This window comes from Brevundimonas sp. D3-1P (assembly GCF_055809335.1).
Genome location: NZ_CM147908.1, coordinates 559,740 through 579,181, shown reverse-complemented (window position 1 = coordinate 579,181; position 19,442 = coordinate 559,740). Strand labels below are relative to the sequence as shown.

The 19,442-nt window shown below is 68.5% G+C and carries 15 protein-coding genes; 4 read left to right on the top strand and 11 right to left on the bottom strand.

Annotated elements, in window-relative coordinates:
- Positions 1 to 8 precede the first annotated feature (8 nt).
- The 7 genes from AC0L6G_RS02875 to dusB form a co-directional block, all read right to left on the bottom strand.
- Positions 9 to 1,646 carry a Na+/H+ antiporter gene (locus tag AC0L6G_RS02875; protein ID WP_291538290.1) on the bottom strand — a complete coding sequence of 546 codons (1,638 nt, stop codon included), beginning with the start codon at positions 1,644 to 1,646 and terminating at the stop codon, positions 9 to 11.
- 5 nt (positions 1,647 to 1,651) lie between these two features.
- Entirely contained in the window at positions 1,652 to 2,965 is a 1,314-nt protein-coding gene (gene hflX, locus AC0L6G_RS02870) for a GTPase HflX (protein WP_473252830.1), read from the bottom strand.
- Positions 2,966 to 3,211 (bottom strand): RNA chaperone Hfq, encoded by a 246-nt coding sequence (gene hfq / locus AC0L6G_RS02865; protein WP_201216158.1) that lies wholly within the window; start codon positions 3,209 to 3,211, stop codon positions 2,966 to 2,968. It abuts the gene before it with no gap.
- 104 nt (positions 3,212 to 3,315) lie between these two features.
- Positions 3,316 to 4,176 (bottom strand): D-amino-acid transaminase, encoded by an 861-nt coding sequence (locus AC0L6G_RS02860; protein ID WP_293825127.1) that lies wholly within the window; start codon positions 4,174 to 4,176, stop codon positions 3,316 to 3,318.
- Positions 4,176 to 5,582: a nitrogen assimilation response regulator NtrX gene (ntrX, locus tag AC0L6G_RS02855; protein WP_291538299.1), complete on the bottom strand. Its 1,407-nt coding sequence runs from the start codon at positions 5,580 to 5,582 to the stop codon at positions 4,176 to 4,178. The genes AC0L6G_RS02860 and ntrX overlap by 1 nt, the downstream gene beginning before the upstream one ends.
- A gap of 9 nt (positions 5,583 to 5,591) precedes the next feature.
- Entirely contained in the window at positions 5,592 to 7,862 is a 2,271-nt protein-coding gene (locus AC0L6G_RS02850) for a sensor histidine kinase NtrY-like (protein WP_293825129.1), read from the bottom strand.
- A complete protein-coding gene (dusB, locus tag AC0L6G_RS02845; RefSeq protein ID WP_293825131.1) occupies positions 7,859 to 8,914 on the bottom strand; it encodes a tRNA dihydrouridine synthase DusB in 1,056 nt (351 codons plus the stop codon). The genes AC0L6G_RS02850 and dusB overlap by 4 nt, the downstream gene beginning before the upstream one ends.
- 95 nt (positions 8,915 to 9,009) lie before the next feature.
- On the opposite strand from dusB, the gene AC0L6G_RS02840 reads away from it, so the two are divergent.
- Positions 9,010 to 10,173, top strand: a complete 1,164-nt coding sequence (locus AC0L6G_RS02840) for a bifunctional 2-C-methyl-D-erythritol 4-phosphate cytidylyltransferase/2-C-methyl-D-erythritol 2,4-cyclodiphosphate synthase (protein ID WP_293825133.1) — start codon at positions 9,010 to 9,012, stop codon at positions 10,171 to 10,173.
- Here AC0L6G_RS02840 and AC0L6G_RS02835 read toward each other — a convergent pair.
- Positions 10,161 to 12,446 (bottom strand): spermidine synthase, encoded by a 2,286-nt coding sequence (locus AC0L6G_RS02835; protein ID WP_293825135.1) that lies wholly within the window; start codon positions 12,444 to 12,446, stop codon positions 10,161 to 10,163. The genes AC0L6G_RS02840 and AC0L6G_RS02835 overlap by 13 nt on opposite strands.
- A gap of 40 nt (positions 12,447 to 12,486) precedes the next feature.
- Between AC0L6G_RS02835 and AC0L6G_RS02830 the strand changes: the two genes are divergently transcribed.
- Both AC0L6G_RS02830 and AC0L6G_RS02825 read left to right on the top strand, forming a co-directional pair.
- A complete protein-coding gene (locus tag AC0L6G_RS02830; RefSeq protein ID WP_473253208.1) occupies positions 12,487 to 12,975 on the top strand; it encodes a CinA family protein in 489 nt (162 codons plus the stop codon).
- Positions 12,972 to 13,223, top strand: coding sequence for a sulfurtransferase TusA family protein (locus AC0L6G_RS02825; RefSeq protein ID WP_293825141.1), 252 nt, complete (start codon positions 12,972 to 12,974; stop codon positions 13,221 to 13,223). The genes AC0L6G_RS02830 and AC0L6G_RS02825 overlap by 4 nt, the downstream gene beginning before the upstream one ends.
- On the opposite strand, the gene AC0L6G_RS02820 is transcribed toward AC0L6G_RS02825, so the two are convergent.
- Positions 13,180 to 14,028: a YihY/virulence factor BrkB family protein gene (locus tag AC0L6G_RS02820; protein ID WP_473253206.1), complete on the bottom strand. Its 849-nt coding sequence runs from the start codon at positions 14,026 to 14,028 to the stop codon at positions 13,180 to 13,182. The genes AC0L6G_RS02825 and AC0L6G_RS02820 overlap by 44 nt on opposite strands.
- Positions 14,029 to 14,324: 296 nt before the next feature.
- On the opposite strand from AC0L6G_RS02820, the gene AC0L6G_RS02815 reads away from it, so the two are divergent.
- Positions 14,325 to 15,632, top strand: coding sequence for a diguanylate cyclase domain-containing protein (locus AC0L6G_RS02815; protein WP_293825146.1), 1,308 nt, complete (start codon positions 14,325 to 14,327; stop codon positions 15,630 to 15,632).
- Between the two features lie 7 nt (positions 15,633 to 15,639).
- Here the strand turns inward: AC0L6G_RS02815 and mfd are convergent, their stop codons facing one another.
- Both mfd and AC0L6G_RS02805 read right to left on the bottom strand, forming a co-directional pair.
- Positions 15,640 to 19,086 carry a transcription-repair coupling factor gene (gene mfd / locus AC0L6G_RS02810; protein WP_473252829.1) on the bottom strand — a complete coding sequence of 1,149 codons (3,447 nt, stop codon included), beginning with the start codon at positions 19,084 to 19,086 and terminating at the stop codon, positions 15,640 to 15,642.
- Entirely contained in the window at positions 19,086 to 19,379 is a 294-nt protein-coding gene (locus tag AC0L6G_RS02805; RefSeq protein ID WP_473252828.1) for an FAD assembly factor SdhE, read from the bottom strand. The genes mfd and AC0L6G_RS02805 overlap by 1 nt, the downstream gene beginning before the upstream one ends.
- Positions 19,380 to 19,442: the final 63 nt, after the last annotated feature.

The window sequence follows — 19,442 nt, the reverse complement described above, 5'->3', positions numbered from 1 at the left end:
AGACGGGCTCAGGAGTAGCGCAATTCCTGCAGGTCCACTTCGCGGATCAGTTTCTTGGCCGTCTCCTCGTCCAGCCGACGCAACCGCGCCAGCCGCCCCAATTCCTCGCGCTCGGCCGCCAGGCCGGCCATGCGCAGTTGGCGTTCGATCCTGTCGCTCAGGCGCGCGGCCTCGGCGTCGTCCTCGTCGGTGCGGGTGCGGCTTTCGATCCGCTGGCGATACAGTTCCATGATCCGGGTCGCCACGTCGGAATAGAGGTCGGGGTTGGCCTTGCCTTCGGCCATGGCGTGAGAGGCGTCCTCCACGGCCCGCAGGGCGGCGGAAGCGGCGGCGACCCGGCCGCGATCCTCCTCGCGCTCGTGCGAGGGTTCGGGCGGCAGCTCTACCCCCTTTAGCAAGCGCGGCAGGGCGAAGGTGGCCACCAGCAGCGAGACGATGATGACCGCCGCCGCCAGGAAGATGGCCAGGTTGCGCGACGGCATGGGCGAGCCGTCGCCCAACACGAACGGCAGGGTCAGGATGCCCGCCAGGGTGATCGCGCCCCGCACCCCCGCCAGGGACATCACCAGGGTCAGCCGCAACCCGACCTTCGCCGGCGGTCCGCGACGCCGCCGCCGATACAGGGTCAGTTTCAGCGAGGTCCAAACCCAGATGAACCGCAGCGCCGCCAGGGCCGCCACGATGGCCACGACATAGACGGCCAGCCACCAGATTTCAGGCCGGCTGGTGCCGCGCACCACCTCCGCCGCCCGAGACAGGATCGACGGCATCTGCTCGCCCAGGATGACGAAGATGACGCCGTTGGCGACGAATTGCACCGTGTCCCACACCACGCTGCGCCGGATGCGGGTCATGGCCATCGACTGGCCGGGAATGGCGCCGCGCTCGGTAAAGCTCATGGTGACGCCGGCGGCGACGGCGGCCAGGATGCCGGACGCCTCCAACTCTTCGGCGATCAGATAGGCGGCGAACGGGATCAGCAGGCTGACCAGAATCTGCGCCCCCACATCCTCGCCCCAGCGCCGGCTGATCAGGGTCTTGGCGTAGCTGATGGCGATGGCGCTGGCCACGCCCACGGCCACCCCGACCAGGGCCAGCCAGAGAAAGGTTCCGATGGCGGCGCCGATGGAAAAGGCGCCGGTCGTCGCCGCGATCACGGCAATCCGCATGCAGGTCAGGCCGGTCGCGTCATTCAGCAGCGATTCGCCCTCCAGGATATGCATCAGCCGCTTTGGGATCGGCGCGCGCGCCGCGATGGCCTGGACGGCGATGGGGTCGGTCGGCGACAGGATGGCCGCCAGGGCGAAGGCCACCGGCAAGGGCATCTCCGGGATCATCCACCAGATCAGAAAGCCCAGACCCAGAACGGTGAACAGCACCAGGCCCAGCGCCAGTTCCAGGATCATCGCCCGGTCCCGGAACAGGTCTTCCTTGGGAATGCGCCAACCGTCCAGGAACAGCAGCGGCGGCAGGAACAGCAGGAAGAAGATGTCCGGCTCCAGATCGACCGTGGACCCGGTAATCAAAACCAGGGCCGCCCCGAGGCCGATCTGCACCAGCGGCAAGGCGATCCGGGTCATGCGCGCGATCGACCCCGACACCACGACAGCCAGAAGCAGCAGCAGTATGGTTTCGATCAAATGCATGAGACTTAGCCGGCCAGGTCGGGATACAGACGCTCGAATCGTCCGAGCGCCCCAGGATGCAGCCGCACCGTGACATGAGTACGGCCAAGCTCGTCCGTGTCGCGCGCCGTCACCCGCCCATGTTCGTACAGCCAGGCCAGCGCGTCGCCCTGGTGGGGCGCCAGCGTCAACTGCGTTTCCGGGTCGTCGTCGATCAGGCTGGCGATCGTCTGCCGCAGGGGTTCGATCCCCTCGCCCGTCCAGGCCGATACGGCCACCGCCTCGCCGTCCCTGGCCAGACGCTCGGCCTGGCCCAGCACGGCCTCGCGCGCCTCGTCGTCCAGCAGGTCGATCTTGTTCCAGACCTCCAGCACCCGGCGCGTCTTGCCTTCCGGCGTCTCGATCTGTTTCAGCACCGCCTCGACGTCCTTGGCCTGGGCGTCGGTGTCGGGCGAAGCGATGTCGCGGACATGCAGGATCAGATCGGCCTCGCCGACTTCTTCCAGCGTGGCGCGGAAGCTTTCGACCAGTTCGTGCGGCAGGTCCGAAATGAAGCCGACCGTGTCCGCGACGATGGCCGGCCGACCCTGCGGCAGACGGATGGTGCGCTGGGTGGTGTCAAGGGTGGCGAACAACAGATCCTTGGCCAAGACCTCGGATCCCGTCAGCCGATTGAACAGCGTCGACTTGCCGGCGTTGGTGTAGCCGACCAGAGCGATGGTCGGGAACGGGACCTTCTGGCGCTGCTTGCGGTGCAGGCCCCGCGTACGGCGCACCTCTTCCAGTTCCGCCTTCAGCCTTACGATCCGGTCGGCGATCAGGCGGCGGTCCAGTTCGATCTGAGTTTCGCCGGGACCGCCGGTCGAGCCGGTGCCGCCGCGCTGCCGCTCCAGGTGGGTCCAGGTCCGCACCAGGCGCGACCGCTCGTAATCCAGCCGGGCCAGTTCGACCTGCAGCCGGCCTTCCTTTGTCCGCGCGCGACGGCCGAAGATTTCCAGGATCAGGCCGGTGCGGTCGATGACCTTCACCTCCCACGCCTTCTCCAGATTGCGTTGCTGCACCGGGGTCAGGGCGTCGTCGATGATGGCCACGTCGGCCTCGGCCGCGCGCATCAGAGCCGCCAGTTCCTCGACCTTTCCGGTCCCGAACAGGGTGGCGGGCGTCACCTTGCGCACGCGAACGATCTCCTCGCCCCGGATGTCCAGATCAAGGGCGCGGGCCAGGCCGGACGCCTCCTCCAGCCGTTCTTCGGCCAGACGCGGCGATTCCGACCGTCCGTCGGGATGGATGACGACCGCCCGCTGAACCGGGGCGACGTGGTCAATGAGTTTTTGGGTCAATCAATCTTCTTCGGCCTCGGGCTCGTACAACTGCACGGGCGCGGACGGCATGATGGTGGAGATGGCGTGCTTGTACACCAGCTGGGACTGGCCATCGCGGCGCAGCAGCACGCAGAAGTTGTCGAACCAGGTCACGATGCCCTGCAGCTTGACTCCATTGACCAGAAAGATGGTCAGGGGCGTCTTGGTCTTGCGGACCGAGTTGAGGAAGGTGTCCTGAAGGTTCTGACGCTTGTCTTGCGACATGGCAGGTTTTTCCTGTTCTTCGTTGTTCGTCGCCGAAGGGAGCGGCGCGGGGCCGATGCGGCCGACCGCGACCTTAACCGCCACGCCCCCGCCGGAGCAACGGCCTAAATGGCGTCTCGACGCGCCTGTTCAAGATAGGCCTGCCGCAGGCGGGCGGCGATCGGGCCGGGCTTGCCGTCGCCGATACGGACGCCATCCAGCGACACAAGCGGCATGACGAACGAACTGGCGGCGGTGACAAACACCTCGCGCGCCTGTTTGGCCTCTTCGACGGTGAAGGGGCGCTCGTCCAGTTCGACGCCCTCGGCGGCGACCAGCTTCAGGATAGCCTCGCGCGTGATCCCGCGCAGAATATTGGCCTGGGCGTCGCGCGTCCTCAGTCGACCTTCCCGATCCACGATCCAGGCGTTGGTCGACGCCCCCTCCGTGACCAGGCCCATCTCGTCATACATCAGGCATTCGTAGGCGCCGCGTTCCCGCGCCGCCTGCTTTGCCAGCACATTTGGCAGCAGGCCGACGGTCTTGATGTCGCACCGGCCCCAGCGGATGTCGGGCCGGGTCACGCCCGCCGCCCCCTTGGCCGCCATCGCCTCTCCGCGGGCCAGGTCGATCCGCTTGGCCGTCACGATGACGCTAGGCGCGACATCGGTCGGGAAGGCGTGGTCGCGCGCCGCCGCGCCGCGCGTGACCTGCAGATAGACGATGCCGTCGCGCACGCGGTTGCGCCGAACCGTTTCGCGCAGCACGACGCCCAGCGCCGCCGGCGTCATCGGGATTTCGATCTTCAATTCGTTCAGGCTGCGGTTCAGCCGCGTCATATGGCCGTCGAAGTCCGCCAGGCGTCCATTCAGCACCGACCAGACCTCATAGACGCCGTCGGCGAACTGAAAGCCGCGATCCTCGACATGCACCACCGCCTGGCTATGCGGGCTGTAGGCGCCGTTGACGTAGGCGACGCGCGACATCAGGCCGGATCCTCCTCTTCGCCGCCGCGCGCGGGCGAGACGCCCAACGACTTCAGCTTCCTGTGCAGGGCCGACCGCTCCATGCCGATGAAGGCGGCGGTGCGCGAGATATTGCCGCCGAACCGCATGATCTGGGCCGCCAGATATTCGCGTTCGAACACCTCGCGCGCCTCGCGCAGCGGCAGGGCGATGGTGCGCTCGCCGCCCAGGTTCGCCGCCCCGCCGTTCGAGGTGGCCACTTCCTGAGGCAGCATGTCGGCGGTGATCGTCTCGGCCGGATCGCCCGTCGCCAGGATCAGCAGCCGCTCGATATTGTTGCGAAGCTGCCGGATATTGCCCGGCCAAGGATGAACCTGAAGCACCGCCACGGCGTCCTCGCCGATGATCCGCTTGGGCAGGCCCTGCGACGCGCTGATCGTGTCGACGAAATATTCGACCAGTTCGGCGATGTCCTCGCGCCGTTCCGACAGGGCGGGCACGCGGATCGGCACCACGTTCAGGCGGTGGAACAGGTCCTCGCGGAACCGGCCCTCGGCGATTTCGGTCTTCAGGTCGCGCGAGGTCGAGGTCACGACCCGCACATCGACCTGGACGTCCTGCTCGCCGCCGACGCGACGGAACCGCTGATCCACCAGGACGCGCAGGATGCGGCTCTGGCTCTCGCGCGGCATGTCGCTGATTTCGTCCAGGTAAAGGGTGCCGTTGTGGGCGCGTTCGAACACGCCGATCTTTCGCGGCCGGCCGTCCTGCCCCTCCTCGCCGAACAGTTCCACGTCCAGCCGTTCGGGCGTCATTCCGGCGGCCGAAATGGCGACGAACTCGGCGCGGGCGCGCGGACTGCCTTCGTGAATCTGGCGCGCCACCAATTCCTTGCCCGACCCCGCCGGGCCGGAAATCAGGACCCGGCTGTTGGCCTGGGCCACCTTGGCGATGGTGCTGCGCAGCGCCTGCGCCGCCTGCGACCGGCCGATCAGGCCCGACGGCGTCATGGTCTGGGCGCGCAGCCGTCGGTTCTCGCGCTTCAGGGTCGCGGCCTCGATGGCCCGTTCGACCACCACGACCAGCCGGTCCGACTTGAAGGGCTTTTCGATGAAGTCATAGGCGCCGCGCTTCAGCGCCGTCACCGCCGTCTCGATATTGCCGTGACCCGAAATCATCACCACCGGCAGGTCGGGATCCAGTTCCTTGACCACCTCCAGCAGTTCAAGTCCATCCAGACCGCCGCCCTGCATCCAGATGTCCAGGATCGCCAGGCTGGGCTTGCGCGCTCGGATGGCGGCCAAGGCCTCGTCGGAGTTGGCGGCCACGCGCACAGCGTGCCCCTCGTCCTCCAGAAGGCCCGAGACCAGATCGCGGATGTCGGCCTCGTCGTCGACGACCAGAATGTCGGAACCGGTTGGTCGCATCTTGCCTCGCTATTCGGCGGCGACGGTCTGGAGCCTGCGCTCCACGCCGTCCCCGGCCTTGCCGTGGGATTTCAGGGGGAAGATCATGCACACGCGCGCGCCGCGCAGCGTCAGGCCGTCGGCCAGCCTCAGCTCGCCGCCGTGGTCCTCGCAAATGCGTTTGACGATGGCCAGGCCCAGGCCCGTGCCCTTTTCGCGCGTGGTCACATAGGGTTCGGTAAGCCGGTCGCGGTCGCGCGCCGGCAGTCCCACGCCGTCGTCCTCGACCACGAAGGTCGCGTGTCCATCCTCGACTGTCAGGGAGGCGATCACGCCCGGATCGTCCGACGCCGCATCCTCTCCGGCCGCCAGCCGCCGCGCGGCGACGGATTCGCCGGCGTTCTTCAGGATGTTCAGCAACGCCTGCCCCACCATCCGCCCGTCGCTTTCCAGCACGGCCGTGGGCAGCGGTTCGACCAGATCGACCACGATGTCGGGCGCCGCCACCCGCTGGGCGAACACCGCCTCGCGCAGCATCTCCGCCGGATTCTCCGGCGCGAAACGCGGCGCCGGCATACGGGCGAAAGAGGAGAATTCGTCCACCATCCGGCCGATGTCCCCGACCTGGCGGATGATGGTGTCGGTGCAGCGGTCGAAGATCTCCACGTCCTCGCCGATCCGCGCCCGGTATTTTCGCTTCAGCCGCTCGGCCGACAGTTGGATCGGCGTCAACGGGTTTTTGATCTCGTGGGCGATCCGGCGGGCCACGTCACGCCAGGCGGCGTTGCGCTGGGCCGTCACCAGGCGGGTGATGTCGTCGAAGGTCAGGACCATCTCGCCGCCCTGCCCGCCCTCGATGCGGACTCGCAGGCGGCGGGTGTCGCCGCCCCGGCTGACGTCGATATCCTCTTCGATATGGGCCTCGGCCCGGCGCACCAGATCGCTCAGTTCCGGCGAAAGGGCGGCCAGTTCATGGCCCAGGACCTCGGCCTCCTCGATGTGCAGCAGTTGCAGGGCGCTGTCGTTTATGGCGGACACCCGGCCCCGGCGATCCAGGCCGATCACCCCGGCGCTGACGCCCGACAGCACGGTTTCGATGAAACGGCTCCGATCCTGCGCCTCGTCGCTTGCGGCCTTCAGCGCGGTCTGCTGGGCCTGGAGGTCGCCGGTCATGCCGTTGAAGGCGTCCGACAAGGTGGCGATCTCTGCGGGCGCGCCGGCGCTGTCCACCCGTGCGGTGAAATCGCCGCCCGCCACCTGACCCGCCGCCTTCACCAGACGCCCGATCGGCGCCGAAATGCTGCTGGCCGCCGACATCCCCAGCCAAACCGCCCCCACCAGGACCAGCAGCGCCGTCTCCAGATAGCTGAGGATGAAGGCCGACTGAATTCGCGCCCGACTCTCCTGCGCCTCGCGATAGGCCTGAATCGACTGGTCCGAAGCGTTCATCCGCGCGATCAGCCCGTCCTCCAGCGGCCGCACCAGATACAGAAAGGCGTCGCCATAGGCCGGCAGGGCGATGATCGAGCGCACCGTGTCCGGGTTCTGCGTCACGTCGGTCGGCGGCTTGCCGTCCTGAGCGGCGGCTTCCAGATAGGCGCGCGGCGGGGCCAGATAGGGCGGCGCGCCAGGCTGTTCGGCGCGCGCCAGGACTTCGCCCTGGCTATTCACGATATAGATTGCGGGATAGCGGAAGATATCGCCCACCTGCGCCAGCGCGGCGTTGAACTGAATGCGATCGCCGAACAGACCCCTGGCGCTGTCCAGCTGCTCAGAGATCGTGACCAGGTCGGCGTCCATCGATTCAGCGACATCGCGGACGTAGGCGCGGCCGATGATGGCGCCGTTGTCGACAGAGGCCTTGACGTTCTCGCTGAACCACTGGTCCACGCCCCGGTTGACCAGGACCCCGAAGACAAGGGCGATCAGCACCGAAGGGATCAGGGCCACCATCGAGAACAAGGCGACGAACCGCAGATGCAGACGCGACCCCGCCTCCTCCGTGCTGCGCGCCAGGGTCAGCACGCGGCGTCCGACGATGAAGGCCAGGCCCGCGATCAGGACCAGATTGGCGACCAGCACGACCAAGGCGATCTCGCTGCTGGATCCGCGAGCGGAGCCGCCGCCTGCGCCGGGGGCCACCGCCACCAGCCAAATCGCCGCCGCGGTGATCGCAACCGCCAGGAAATAGGCCAGGCCGAAGCCCGTGCGCGCCCGTTCCGCATCGACCCGCCCCCAGAACGACTCATCGTCCGGCGGGCGGCCGGGCGCAGGGGTCGTCGTTGAAGGCGTATCCGTCATGCCACAGCAGTCTCCATCAGCTGTGGCGCGTTTTCAACAGCCGACTTGAGAGATCGCGGCAAATCCGATCGCCAGAGGTCCCGCATGGCCGCCTCGACGGCATGCGGCTCGTCAAGGCGGCAAATTCTTGCCTTCGCTTCGCGCCGGTGTTGCGCATCGGCCGGCCACGGCGCCTGTTCGATATACCAGCCCAGGTGTTTGCGGAACATCTTCAGCCCCAGCGGCATCCCATAGAATTCGATGGACGCCCGCAGGTGTTCGATGACGATGGCCAGCCGCGCCTCGGGGCCCGGCTCCGTCAGATCGACGCCGTCGCTCAGGGCCCGCTCCAGATGCGCCGCCAGCCAGGGCCGGCCATAGACGCCCCGCCCCAGCATCAGCCCGTCCGCCCCGGACTGCCTGAGCGCCTGTCGCGCCTGATCCGCCGAGACGATATCGCCGTTGACGATGACGGGCACCCCGACCGCCGCCTTGACCGCCCCCACCGCGTCCCAATCGGCCTGGCCGGCGTAGAATTGCTGGCGGGTGCGGCCATGAACCGTCACCGCCTTGACTCCGATCGCTTCCGCGCGCCGGGCTAGGTCCGCGGCGTTCCGGCTGTCCTCGTCCCAACCCAATCGCATCTTGACCGTCACAGGCCGTTCGGTCGCCTTCACGACGGCCTCCATGATCCGGCACGCCAGGTCCGGCGTCCGCATCAGGGCCGATCCGGCCGCCGATCCCGTGACCTCCTTGGCCGGACAGCCGAAATTCAGATCGACGATGTCGGCCCCCGCCTTCTCGGCCATGCGCGCGCCTTCTCCCATCTGCTCGGGATCGCGCCCGACCAGCTGGATCACCGTCAGCGGCAGGCCCGCCCCGACCGCCGCGCGTCGCACCACGTCCGGCCGGGCGCGCGCCAATTCCTTGGCCGCCACCATCTCGGTCGCGACATAGGCGGCGCCCAGTCTGGACGCGAGCACGCGAAACGGCAGGTCGGTCACGCCGGTCATCGGCGCCATCAGCACCTGGCCGGGCACGATCACGTCGCCGATCTGAAGGGTCTTGGCCATCTGCGCCTTTCGCAACATCACGCCCCCATTCGTCAAGCATGACCGCGGCCGATTGATGGTTTCGTCCCGCCCCGGCGCGCACTATCAAGACCGCCATGACTTTCTCGGGCATCATCGTCGCGGCCGGTTCGGGTTCGAGGGCCGGCGGCGACAAACAGTGGCGCATCCTGGGCGGAAAGCCCGTGTTGCGCTGGTCGGCCGAGGTCCTGCTGAAGGCCGGGGCGGCCGAGTTGGTCGTGGTCGTGGCGCCGGGCGCGCAAGACCGCGCCGCCCAGGCTCTGGCGGGCCTGACCGGCTGGCGCGCCGCAACCGGCGGCGACGCTCGGGCCGATTCCGTGCGTGCGGGATTGGACGCCCTGACCTGCCCCCCCGATCAACCCGTCCTGATCCACGACGCCGCCCGTCCGCTGCTGAGCGCCGCCATCGTCGAACGGCTGATCGCCGCGCTGGAGACGGCCGACGGCGCCCTGCCCGCCCTGGCCGTCGCCGACAGCCTGCGACGCGCAGAGGACGGCGTCGTCACCGAGGTTGTCGATCGCGAGGGCCTGTGGCGGGCCCAAACGCCCCAGGCCTTTCGGCGCGGGGTGATCGAGGCCGCCTACGCCGCCTGGACCGACGCCGAAATCCCCGCGGACGAAGCGATGGTGGTTCGGCGCAGCGGCGGGCGCGTCGTCCTGGTTCCCGGCGATCCGCGCCTGATGAAACTGACATTCCCCGAGGATTTCGCCATGGCCGAGACCCTGCTGTCGCAAGACGCTCCCCGCTATCAGACCCGCATCGGCTCAGGCTACGACGTCCATCGCTGGGGGGCGGGCGGTTCGGTCTGGCTGTGCGGGATCGAGGTGCCGCACGATCAGACGCTGATCGGTCATTCGGACGCCGATGCGGGCCTTCACGCCCTGACCGACGCCCTGCTGGGCGCCATCGCGGCCGGCGACATCGGCGACCACTTTCCCCCGACCGACCCGAAGTGGAAGGGCGCGTCTTCGGACCGGTTCCTGATCCACGCCGCCGAACTGACGGCCCAGCGCGGGGGGAGGATCGTCAATGTGGACGTCACCCTGATCTGCGAGCGCCCCAAGGTGAAACCCCACCGCCAGGCCATGCGCGAGCGGATCGCCGCCTTGCTTGACCTTCCTTTGGAGGCCGTCAGCGTCAAGGCCACCACGACCGAAGGCCTGGGCTTCACCGGCCGCGGCGAAGGTCTGGCCGCCCAGGCCGTGGCGACCGTCGAACTGCCCGCGCCTCAGCGCGAGTAGCGCATCTGACGCACCAACGATCCGAACAGGTTGACATAGTCGTCCGTCCACGGACGGACATCCGTCTCGGCCAGCCTGCGCCAGCGGTCGTCCTGACGGTATGGCTGCATCGCCGCCTCGCTCTTGCCGATGAGCAGGGCCTCGGTTGAGGCTTCGGCCATTTGACCCAGGCCCGGCCGTTCCAGATAGACCTGATGCAGATGCGGCGCGCCCAGGGACTGCGCCGCCGCCTCGGCCGGCAGGGTGATTTCCAGATTGCGGTTCGACAGGTGAAGAACCGCCACCCCGTCGGGCGCCAGCAGCCGCAGATAGCCCCGGATCGCCTCGACCGTCAGCAGGTGCGTCGGCACGGCGTCGGAGGAAAAGGCGTCGATGATCAGCAGGTCGTAGGACCCCGCCGGCTCCCGATCCATCGTCAGGCGCGCATCCCCGATCACCGTCCGCACCGGCCCGTCGGCGCAGCCGTCTATGAAGCTGAACCAGCGCGGGTCGCGCGACAGCCGATCCACCATCGGGTCGATCTCGAAGAAGGTCAGCCGGTCCTGCTGGCGCTTGTAGGCCGCCATGGCGCCGGACCCCTGCCCCACCACCCCGACCCGCGCCCCGTCCAGATGGCGGGCCTGGGTCTGCAGCATCGCCTGTCCCAGCGGCGTCGAAGTGGCGTAATAGAGCGTCGGCTGACAAAGGCGCGACCTGGCCTGCGCCTGCGCCCCGTGAAGGGTCGTGCCGTGCATCAGCACATGGACCGGCCCGCCCATCAGCGGATCGTCGATCCTGGCCACCCGCATGACGCCAAAGAAGCTGCGCTCCGACAGCGCCCAGTCATAGCCCCTGGCCAGGTGATAGCCCGACCAGACGATGGCCCCCAGCACCACGGCGAACAGCACCGCCCGGTCGCGGACCAGAAAGGCGAACATGGCCGCGATCCCCAGCACCCCTTGCGCGATGCGGATCAGCTGGGCGTCGGGTATGGCGGCGCGCACGTCGGGGGCGTAACGCACAGCCTCCATCGACAGCGGCCCCAGGAAGGCGATGACGACGCCCGCGACGCCGCACATGATCTCCCACGGGCGCATCTCGCGGCGGCTCCACGGTCGCAACAAGGCCGCCGCCACCAGGACCAGCGGATATTCCCAGACCATGTTGAACACGACCGGCGCGACCAGGCCGTTGAACGCCCCGCCGACCACCCCGCCCAGCGACAGCAGCAGATAGAATTCGGTCAGCCGGTCCGGCGCGGGCCGCCTTGCCGCCAGTCTCTGGTGGCACATCAGGGCCGTGAAGAAGAAGGCCGCCAGATTGACCGTGAAGACCAGCAGCCACTCGCCAGTACGAAACGCGATCAGGGCCGCGCACGCAGCCGCCATCGCCCCTTGAAGACCCAGCGCCAGCGTCGGCGGAATGGCCGGTCGCGTCTGGAAGGCGATCACGAAGGTCAGCAGATACAGGGCCAGTGGAATGACCCACAGGAAGGGCGCCGAGGCCACGTCGGTCGTCAGATGCGCCGTCACCCCCAGCATCAGACTGGACGGCGCGGCCGCCAGGAGGACCAGCATCCCCTTTTCTCGCCACGGGATCGGTGGGCTGACCGCCAGCGGCGCCGGCTCGACCGCCCCGACCTGGCGCCCGCGCCAGACCATCAGGCCCAGGCCGATCACCATGACCATGAACAGGCCATAGCCGGCGCTCCATCCCAACCGCTGCCCGGACAGACTGGCCAAGGGCTCGATTAGGATCGGATAGGCCAACAGCGCCAGGAAGCTGCCCAGGTTGGACGCCGCGTAGAGGACGTAGGGGTTGGCCCCGTCCGCCTGACCCGCCCGCACCCGCGCATACCAGGCCTGCAACAGGGGCGCGGTCGCCGACAGCACCGCGAACGGCGCGCCGATCGACGCCGCCAGGGTCGCCAGGAGCCAAAGCGCCGGCTGCGCCCCGTCGGGGTCGCCGAACAGGCCGCTGATCCTGAGCGGCAGGAACAAGGCCGCCAGGGCCAGCAGCGCCAAGTGCGTTCCGACCTGCGCGCGCAGGCTGGACATGCGCTGCAACAGATGAGCGTAGCCGTAGCCGACCAGAAGCGCCGTCTGGAAGAAGACCATCGACGCATTCCACACCGACGGCGATCCGCCCAGCGTCGGCAGGATCAATTTGGCGGCCATCGGCTGAACCACGAACACCAGACAAGCCGAGGTGAAGATGGCGACGGCGAACAGGATCGGCGCCAAAGGATCCGCCGTCCTGGCGGCCGGGCGCGACGGGGCGGCGGCGTCTGTCATGCCTCTGGTTAGAGCCGGGTTCGCGGCCTATGAAAAGGCCATGTTCCCCGAAGACATCCGGCGCCTGGCGCAACAGATCGTCGCAAGCGCGACGGAACGCGGCCTGATGCTGGCGACGGCCGAAAGCTGCACCGGCGGACTAGTCGCGGCGGCCCTGACCGCCATTCCAGGCTCTTCCGCCGCCCTGGACCGGGGCTTCGTCACCTATAGCAACGAAGCCAAGATGCAGATGCTGGACGTGCCGGAGGCCGCCCTGGCCGCCCACGGCGCCGTTTCGGAAGCCACCGCCCGCGCCATGGCGGTCGGCGCCGTCGCCCGCTCTCGCGCCCAGGCTTCGGTTTCCGTCACCGGCGTCGCGGGGCCGGGCGGAGGCTCGACCGAAAAGCCTGTGGGTCTGGTCCATTTCGCCGCCGCCGGCCCCCCGGGCGTCATCCACCGGGAAATGCGGTTCGGCGACATCGGCCGCGACGCGGTGCGCATGGCCAGCGTGCGCGCGGCGCTGGAGCTGTTGGCGGATCGGCTGGGGTGAGCGATGCCGTCGTCATCGACGCGCGCGGCCAACGCTGTCCAGTCCCCAGCCTGCGTTTGATGAAGGCGATGCAGGACGCCGCGCCCGGCGCGCGCCTGGTCCTGATGGCCACCGACCCGATGGCGCGGATCGACGTGCCTTTCCTGATGGCTCAGAAGGGCGGGCGGGTCGTCGCCGTCGAAGATGTCGACGGCGGCCTGCGGATCACGATCGAGACCGGCGGCTGGCCCGGCGTTCCGACAGATTGACCACGCTGGCCGGCGCCGCCTGGGCCTCCGACCGTTTCCTGGCCGCCAGCTCCATCTCGGTGGCGAAGGCGCCGCCATAGAAGATGGCGTTGACGTTCCACGACAGCCAGATCAGCAGCACCACCACCGCGCCGACCGAGCCATAGGTGGCCCCCAGCGGCGCGACCTGCTCGACGTAGATGGCGCACAGCCACGACGACACCACCGACATCAGCGTCGCCACCAGCCCGCCTACGGCGGCCGGCGTCCAGGCCACCGGCGTGCGATGGCTCATCGCATAGCGATAAAGCAGCGTCAGGCCGACCGCCAGGCCGACGGCGGGCAGGACTGCGTCTAACGGCGCCATCCCCCCGCCCTGCCACGACGCCCCTGCCGCCGACGAGGCGTGCGCCAGGATGCGCACCGTGACCACCGCGCCCGAGACCACGGTGAACAGGGCGAAGGCGAAGACGGCCACGAAAAAGGCCAGCAGGTTGAACTTGAAGAAGCCATGCGGCTCCGTCTCGTCATGAATCAGGTTCAATCCTGCCAGCAAGGCCTTGAATCCCCTGTGCGCGGCATAGGCGCCGACGAACAGGGCGAAGGCGCTCTGGGCCGATACGGTCCGCGCCGAGGCGTTGCTCAGGCGCGCGATCTCGTCCTGAAAAATGGTCTGCGCGGCGTTGGGCAGCAGGTCCGACAGCGCCGCCGCCTGGGCGCTGACCTCGTTGATCGACAGACCCAGCTTGTAGAAGCCGATCAGGATAGCGATCGCCGGGAACACCGCCAGCAGGGCGAAAAACGACACCCCGCCCGTGTAAAGCATGACGTCGCGCCCCCAACTGCGGGTGAAGGCCCGGACGGCCAATGCGCCCCAGAACCTGGGCGCCGTAAGCACCGATCGTGTCAGTTGTTCGCTCAAGCCGGTCCCCACAACCGTTACTGCAAGCGCCGGAACCTAACGGATTCCGTCGCCGGTGAAAGTCTCATCCGCGTGAGGGCGGACTTTCCACGCTCCGTACGCTCCGGCCGGCTGCGACATTGCATCCTTAACACCCTCGTCGTTATGGTCCGCCGGCGCCGCGCCCGCCTGGGGCGCGGCGGCTTACGGAGACGACCGGCTTGGCTTTCGACGCGCGCGTATTGATCCTGGCGGCCGACGACGGCCGGGTCGGGCCGCTCGCCGCCGGGCTGGACGCGCTGGGGTGGCGAACCGTGACGGCGCGCGATGTCGCCTCGGCCGAAATGACGTTGCAGGACTTCGCCCTGGAGGCCGCGGTCATCGACATCGACGGGTTGGACGGGGACGCCGCCCTGCGCCTGCGGGCCGCCGCCGAACCGCGCCGGCTGCCTATCATGGCCATCGGGGCGCGGCCCGACAGCGTGCGCGGCGCCGACATGACCATGTCCCTGCCGCCCCATCCGGCCCAGGCGGCGCTCCGGCTGGAGCAACTGGGTCGCGCCGCCATCGCCGAGGAGGAGTTCCGCCTGCGCGTCACCACCTTCGCCACGCGCGGGGTGGGGCTTGACGCCCGCGCCCAGGACGACGGTCCCTTGCGCGTCCTGGCGGCCGGTGTGGCGGATCGCCGTTTCCTGGCCCTGTCCAACGCCCTGACGGCCGCCGGTGTCGAAGTGATCGCCGCCCCCACCCCCTACACCGCCTTCGACTATCTTCACGAAAGCCCGTTCGACGCCGCCGTCCTATGGGGCGCGGAGGATCATGCCCCGGCGCTGTCCATAGCGGCGGGCATGAAGCGCAACACCCGTCTCTATCACATCCCGCTGATGCTCTATCTGCGCGGAAAGAACGAGATCAGCCTGTCCGAGCTTTTCAATCGCGGCTTCGCCGACGTCGCCTCGGCCGATACGCCCGAGGATGAGACGGCCGAGCGCATCCTGTCCCTGGCCATCGGCCACCGCACCCACCTGGGCGTCCGAAAGACGCTGGATTCGGTGCGCAGTCTGGATCTGATGGACCCGGAAACCGGTCTGTTCACCCCCGAACTGTTCGCCAGCCATCTGGCCCGGGTCGCAGAGGCCTCACGCGCCCGCAAACGCCCTCTGTCGGTCTGCGTTTTGCGTGTTCGCGAGACGGAATCCGTCACCTGGGCGCGCCAGGGCGGATGGCTGGACCGCGCCATGCCTCAGATCGGGGCCATGGTGTCGCGCCTGGTCCGGGTGGAGGACACGCCCGCGCGCCTGGCCAAGGAGGTGTTCGCCCTGGCCCTGCCCGCAACCCACGCCGAACCGGCGCGCCTGGCGGCCGAGCGTATCGCCGCCGTCATCGGCTGCACCGCCTTCGACGCCGGCCCCGACCGCTCGCCCTTCGTGGCCGAGTTCGATGTCGGCGCCGCCGAGATGCGCCCCGACGAAAGCGCCGCCGCCCTGTTGGAACGCGCCTCGGCCGACCTGTTCGAAAAGACGCGCTGAGGGGTGTTTACGCCCCCGCCACCCGCGCCAGGTCGGCGGTGATGCGCTCGGCCACCTTCAGCCGGTCCTCCGCCGTGGGCCAGTCGCCCGACACCACGATCTTCTGATCCGGCCGGATTTTCCAGAACGCCTGGTTCTTCTGGATCAGACCGATCAGCCCGGCCGGATTGGGGAAGCTGTTGTCGCGCAGCGTCAGCACCGCCCCGCGCGGACCGATGTCGATCTTCTCGATACAGGCGCGGCGGCAGTTGGCCTTGACGCCCACGATCTTCAGCAACTGCTGCGCCTCGTCCGGCAGAGGCCCGAAGCGGTCGATCAATTCGGCGGCCAACGCTTCGCGATCCTCGCTCCGCTCGGCGTCTGACAGACGGCGATACAGGCTCAGACGAACGTTTAAGTCCGGCACATAATCTTCTGGAATCAGAACGGAAGCGCCGACATTGATCGATGGCGACCAGCCGCGATCCACGGTCGCCCCCTCGCCCTTCTCCTTCAGCTCCGCGACGGCGTCCTCCAGCATCTGCTGGTACAGCTCGACGCCCACCTCGCGGATATGGCCCGACTGTTCGTCGCCCAGCAGATTGCCGCCGCCGCGTTGGTCCAGGTCGTGGCTGGCCAGCTGGAAGCCGGCGCCCAGATTGTCCAGCGACTGCAACACCTGAAGCCGCCGTTCGGCCGACAGGGTCATCGGCTTGATCGGATCGGTGGTCAGATAGGCGAAGGCCCGCGCCTTGGACCGGCCGACCCGGCCCCGGATCTGATAAAGCTGCGCCAGGCCGAACATGTCGGCGCGGTGCACGACCAGGGTGTTGGCGGTCGGAATGTCCAGCCCGCTCTCGACGATGGTGGTCGAGACCAGCACGTCGTATTCCCCGTCGTAGAAGGCGCTCATCACCTCCTCCAACTGGGTCGCGCTCATCTGGCCGTGGCCGACGACGAACTTCACCTCGGGAACCTGTTCGCGCAGGAACTTTTCGATGTCCGGCAGGTCCTTCAGGCGCGGCGCGACATAATAGGCCTGCCCCCCGCGATACTTCTCGCGCAGCAGGGCCTCGCGCACCAGCACCGGGTCCCACGGCGTGACGTAGGTCCGCACCGCCAGGCGATCGACCGGCGGCGTGGCGATGATCGACATTTCGCGGATGCCCGACAGCGCCATCTGAAGCGTGCGCGGGATCGGCGTCGCCGTCAGGGTCAGCAGATGCACGTCGGCGCGCAGCGTCTTCAGCTTCTCCTTGTGCTTGACGCCGAAGTGCTGCTCCTCGTCGACGATGACCAGGCCCAGGTCCCGGAAGCCGACCTGTTCGGCCAGGACCGCATGGGTGCCGACGACGATCTCGACCGAGCCGTCCTTCAGGCCGGCGCGCGTCTCCGCCGCCGCCTTGCCCGTCACCATACGCGACAGCTGGCGCACCTTGACCGGCCAGCCGGCGAACCGTTCGGTGAAGGTCTTGAAATGCTGGCGCGCCAGCAGGGTGGTCGGCGCCACCACGGCCACCTGCTGCCCCGTCATGGCCACGACGAAGGCGGCCCTCAGCGCCACCTCGGTCTTGCCGAAGCCGACGTCGCCGCAGATCAGGCGATCCATGGGCACGCCCTTGCCCAGATCCTCCAGCACGTCGCCGATGGCGTTCAGCTGGTCGTCCGTCTCCTCGTAGGGGAAGCGGGCGCAGAATTCGGCGAACAGCCCCGGCGGCGGCGTCACCGCATCCGTTTCGCGCAGCGCCCGCTTGGCCGCCAGGGCGATCAGCCCCTCGGCCATGGCGCGCAGCCGTTCCTTGGCCTTGGCCTTGCGCGCCTGCCAACCGGCGCCGCCCAGCTTGTCCAGTTGCACGCCGTCGGCGTCCGAGCCGTACCGGCTCAGAAGGTCGATGTTTTCGACCGGCAGATAGAGTTTGCTCTCGCCGGCGTACATCAATTCCAGGCAGTCGTGCGGCGCCTCCTGGATGTCCAGCGTCTTCAGCCCTTCATAGCGGCCGATGCCATGATCCAGATGGACCACCAGATCGCCGGTCGTCAGGGCCGAGGCTTCGGCGAGGAAGTTCGAGGCCCGGCGCTTCTTCCGGGGCCGCGCCAGGCGGTCGCCCAGGATGTCCGTCTCGGAGATGACCGCGACCTCGTCGGTGACGAAGCCATGCTCCACCGGCAGCACGCCGCGCAGGTAAAGGTCCTTCGGCGCCGACTGCACATCGGCCCAGTCGCGCACGGCCACGATATGGTCCAGGCCGTGATCGGCCAGCATGGTCGCCAGCCGCTCGGACGAGCCTTCGGTCCAGGACGCGAACAGCACCCGACGCCCGTCGGCCTTCAACGCCTGCGCGTGGTCCGCGACCGCCTGGAACAGGTTGACGCTGTCCTGCGACCGCTCAGCCGCAAACGTCCGGCCCAGCCGCCCGCCGGCGTCTTCGCCGGCGCCCGAAAAGGGCGTGAACCGCCGCACCGCGCGACCCGCCAGCGCCTGGTTCCAGTCGCCCGCGTCCATATACAGCTGCTTCGGCGGCAGAGCCCGATTGGCGGCCGCGCCGCCTTTCGCCTTGGCCGCCTCGGCTCGCGCCTCATAGGCGTCGGCGATCAGATCCCACCGCTCGCCTCGCGCGGTCTCGACCTGATTGTCCAGGAAGACCTGCGCCTGGTCCGGCAAATAGTCGAACAGCGTGTCCAGCGCCTCGTAGAACAGCGGCAGCCACTGCTCCATGCCCTGACGCCGCGCGCCCTCGCTGATCGTCGCATACAGCGGATCGTCGCCCGGCGCGCCGAACAGCTTCAGATAGCCCGTGCGGAAGCGCGAAATGGCCGCGGCGTCCAACAGCGCCTCGGACACCGGCGCCAGCGAGACCGACGTCATCTGGCCGGTCGACCTCTGGGTCTCCGGGTCGAAAGTGCGGATCGATTCCAGTTCGGAGCCGAACATGTCCAGACGCACCGGCTCGGCGAAGCCCGGCGGAAAGACGTCCACCACCCCGCCGCGCACCGCGAACTCGCCCCGCTCCGACACGGTCGAGGCGCGGACATAGCCGTTGGCGGCGAAATACCTTTCCAGCGCCTGGATATCCAGGTCGCGCCCGACGCGGGTCTCGAACCCGGCCTGCATCGTCACCGATTTCGGCGGCGTCCTTTGCATGGCCGCGGAAATGGTCGCGACCACCAACACAGGCGCCTCGCCCGGCTTGCGCTGTGCCAGCCGCGTCAGGGTCGCCATCCGCTGCGCCGCGATCCCCGCTGTCGGGCTCAGCCGGTCATAGGGCAGACAATCCCACGCCGGATATTCTAACATTTCAATATCTTGCGCGAAGAACTGAAACGCCTGAACGAACGCCCCGGACCGCTGATAGTCCCGCGCGACGAACAGGGCTGCGCCGCCTGCGGCCTTCAACCGCTCGGCGACGATCAGGGCGTCCAGCCCCTCCGGCGCGCCGCCGAGATCGGCGTCGGTCCGCGTCACCTGCTGATCCATCAACCGATGCCCTTGCTGACTTCGGCCGCGACATGCGCGCGCATGAAGGCCCGAACCTTGGCCATGACGGGCGTCTCGAACTCGGGCGGCGTTGGGTCGCGCTCGATGATCCAGCCATAGAGCCACTGGTCCTCTTCCTCGATCAGCCGCTCGAACACGTCCAGCTCCGCATCCGTCAGGGTCGGCGCCACCTGGTCCGAAAACGGCCCCAGCACCATGTCGGCCTCGCGGAAGCCCCGCCGCCAGGACCGGAACTGGATCCGCCCCAGCCGCAGCTTGCGGTCCGGGGTCATTTCGCTTTCGAGACGCGCGTCGATTTCGGCCACAAGAATCCTTGCCCGGTCCAGACTTTCAAA